The organism is Thermosulfurimonas sp. (genome assembly GCF_015491435.1).
In the GTDB taxonomy this organism is placed as follows: domain Bacteria; phylum Desulfobacterota; class Thermodesulfobacteria; order Thermodesulfobacteriales; family Thermodesulfobacteriaceae; genus Thermosulfurimonas_A.
This window is the reverse complement of the sequence record NZ_WFVX01000068.1, coordinates 1-2,755: the sequence shown is the minus strand read 5'-3', so window position 1 is coordinate 2,755 and position 2,755 is coordinate 1. Positions and strand designations below refer to the sequence as shown.

The 2,755-nt window shown below is 58.1% G+C and carries 4 protein-coding genes and 2 tRNA genes; all 6 read left to right on the top strand.

Features of this window, described 5'->3' with window-relative positions; genetic code table 11:
• A partial coding sequence (locus F8J34_RS03070) for a S16 family serine protease (protein WP_297056416.1) occupies nucleotides 1–310 on the top strand: 310 nt, incomplete at its 5' end.
• Nucleotides 311–344: 34 nt separating this feature from the next.
• Nucleotides 345–419: transfer RNA gene (locus tag F8J34_RS03065), tRNA-Val, on the top strand.
• 30 nt (nucleotides 420–449) lie between these two features.
• Nucleotides 450–527: transfer RNA gene (locus tag F8J34_RS03060), tRNA-Asp, on the top strand.
• A 12-nt stretch (nucleotides 528–539) separates the two neighbouring features.
• The gene (locus F8J34_RS03055) at nucleotides 540–1,331 is read left to right on the top strand and encodes an ElyC/SanA/YdcF family protein (protein WP_297056414.1); all 792 of its coding nucleotides are present in this window, start codon (nucleotides 540–542) and stop codon (nucleotides 1,329–1,331) included.
• A complete protein-coding gene (locus F8J34_RS03050; protein WP_297056413.1) occupies nucleotides 1,318–1,887 on the top strand; it encodes a D-sedoheptulose 7-phosphate isomerase in 570 nt (189 codons plus the stop codon). Before F8J34_RS03055 ends, F8J34_RS03050 begins: the two co-directional genes overlap by 14 nt.
• On the top strand, nucleotides 1,877–2,755 hold an 879-nt coding region (locus F8J34_RS03045; RefSeq protein ID WP_297056411.1), incomplete at its 3' end, for a hypothetical protein. The genes F8J34_RS03050 and F8J34_RS03045, both read left to right, overlap by 11 nt.

Genomic DNA, 2,755 nt, shown 5'->3' with positions numbered 1-2,755 from the left:
GGCCATGACCGGGGAGATCACCCTGCGGGGGCGGGTATTACCGGTGGGCGGGCTTAAGGAGAAGCTCCTGGCCGCCCGGCGGGGGAACATCGAGACGGTGATCCTTCCCAAGGAAAACGAGAAAGATCTCAAAGAGATTCCGCCCAAGGTGCTCAAGAACCTGCGCCTGGTGATGGTGGAACATATGGACGAGGTGCTCAAGGAAGCGCTGGTGCTCGAAGATCCGGAAAAGCTCTTTCGGGATGTACCGCCGCTGGATATCTGGACCCTGGTCAAACAGAGGGAGGAACAGGAGATCCGGGCGCATTGACAGAACCGGGGGTTATGGTAATTTTGGCCCCGGAGGGCGGATAGCTCAGTGGGAGAGCATCGGCCTTACAAGCCGGGGGTCAGAGGTTCGAATCCTCTTCCGCCCACCAAAAAGAGAGGTTATAATTAGAAAGGAACGCGGGGCTGTAGTTCAGCACGGTTAGAACGCCGGCCTGTCACGCCGGAGGTCGCGGGTTCAAGTCCCGTCAGCCCCGCCATTTTCTATTCCCATGACTTGGTCAGCGGGGTTTTATCTCAAAAAGGTCCTCCTCTATCTTCTCTATCCTTCCGGTTTAGTCCTTTTACTCCTGGCGGGCACGGCTATTTATGCCCTCTGGGGTAAACGACGCGGAAAAAGAAGGGCTTTCCTTTTCCTGGCCCTTTTTCTTTACTACTTGAGCTGCACCCCTTTTTTGCCTCACTTATTGCTAAAACCCCTGGAGAAGGGCTTTAAGCGGCCGAACACAGGGGTCATCTCCAGGGCTTATGCGGTGGTGGTGCTCCCGGCCCGCATTTACGGAAAAAGCGGGCTTGCGCTGGAGGAACGCTTCAGCCGGGAAACCTGGGCCCGCTTCATGGCCGGGATAAGACTGGTTCGCGAACATCCGGGGTTGCACCTCATCGTGGTGGGGGGGTCTTGGTCCGGACCGGGAGCGCGTTATTTGGCCCGGCTGGGAAGCACCCTGGGGGTAAAGGTAGAGGCCCTGGACCAAGCGCCGGATACCATCACCAGCGCGCGGATACTCCGGGAGCGTCTGGCAGGCAAACCCTTTCTCCTGGTTACCAGCGCCCATCACCTCCGGCGCGCCCTTTATCTCTTCAAGCGGGAGGGGCTGCGCCCCATTCCCTACCCGGCCCTCTATCTCTCCCACCAGACCGAACCCGTTAGCCCCTGGTTTCTCAACTTTTTGCCGGATCCGGTGTATATGGAAATAACCAATGAAGCTGTGCATGAGTATCTGGGGCTTTCTTTCTATTATCTTCGAGATTTCCTGAAGGGGAAAATCCATGGAAAGACTTGAAAAGATCCTCAAGGCCTCGCACGAAGCCACGCATCAATTTATAACTCAAGAAGGCTCCAAGATCCTCCAGCTGGTGGAAAAGACCCGGGAGACCTTTCGTCGGGGAGGGAAGCTTCTTATCTTCGGAAACGGCGGTAGTGCGGCGGATGCCCAGCATCTGGCCGCGGAACTGGTAAATCGGTTCCGGCGGGAGAGGGAGCCTCTTCCGGCCCTGGCCCTCACCACCGATACCTCCATTCTCACCGCGGTAGCCAACGATTATTCCTTTGACCTGGTGTTTGTTAAACAAATCGAGGCCCTGGGAAGGCCGGGGGATATAGCCCTGGGAATAAGCACCAGCGGCCGTTCTCCCAACGTGATAAAGGCCCTGAAACGGGCCCGGGAGATAGGGCTCTACACCGTGGGGCTTACCGGGGGCCAGGGCGGCGATCTTCCCGAGGTATGCGACCTTCTTCTGGCGGTGCCCTCTAACGAAACGCCCCGGATCCAGGAGGGACACCTCCTTTTTATCCATATCTTTGCGGAACTGGTGGAGGAGGCCTTTAGTGCCCCGTAGGATCGAACCTCTGGATTTCGGAGGGCTTCGCACCTACAGTCTGCGGGATCGTCCCAGCAAGGTATCCCTGGAAAAGCTGGGGAAACCCTTTCCCGCCGGGGCCTCCTTTCGGGAATTTCTGGCCTCTCTTCCCCGGGAACTTGCAGCCAGGGATCTTCTGGATCTGGCCGAAGACATTGTTCGGGCAAGGAAGAAAGGACGGCCTTTTATTTTTGCCTTCGGTGCTCACGTGATCAAAGTGGGGGTTTCTCCCTTTCTGGTGGCCCTGATGGAGAGGGGCATCATTACCGCCCTGGCCACCAACGGGGCGGCCATGGTCCACGATGCCGAACTGGCCATGGTAGGGAACACCTCGGAGGATGTAGCCAAGGCCTTAAGTGACGGGAGCTTCGGAGCGGCCCGCGAGACCGGAGAGCTCTTAAACCAGGCCGCCCGTCTGGGAGCCGAGGGGATGGGGCTGGGTAGAGCCCTGGGAAAGCTCCTGGCCGAGGGCGATTTCCCTTACAAGGATCGAAGCCTTTTTGCCCGGGCCTACCTCCTGGGAATACCGGTTACGGTCCATGTGGCTTTAGGGACGGACATCGTCCATATTCATCCTTCCGCCGATGGAGCAGCCATCGGACAGGCCACCTTCCTGGATTTCCGACTCCTGGCCCGCTTGATCTCCGATCTGGAGGGCGGGGTTTTTCTGCTGGCCGGTTCCGCGGTAATCCTTCCGGAGGTCTTTCTCAAGGCCCTTTCCGCGGTTCGGAACCTGGGATATCGGGTGGAGCATTTCGTTACCGCCAATCTGGATTTTATTCGGCATTACCGTCCCCTCACCAATGTGGTGCACCGACCTACCCTTTCCGGCGGAAAGGGTTATAGT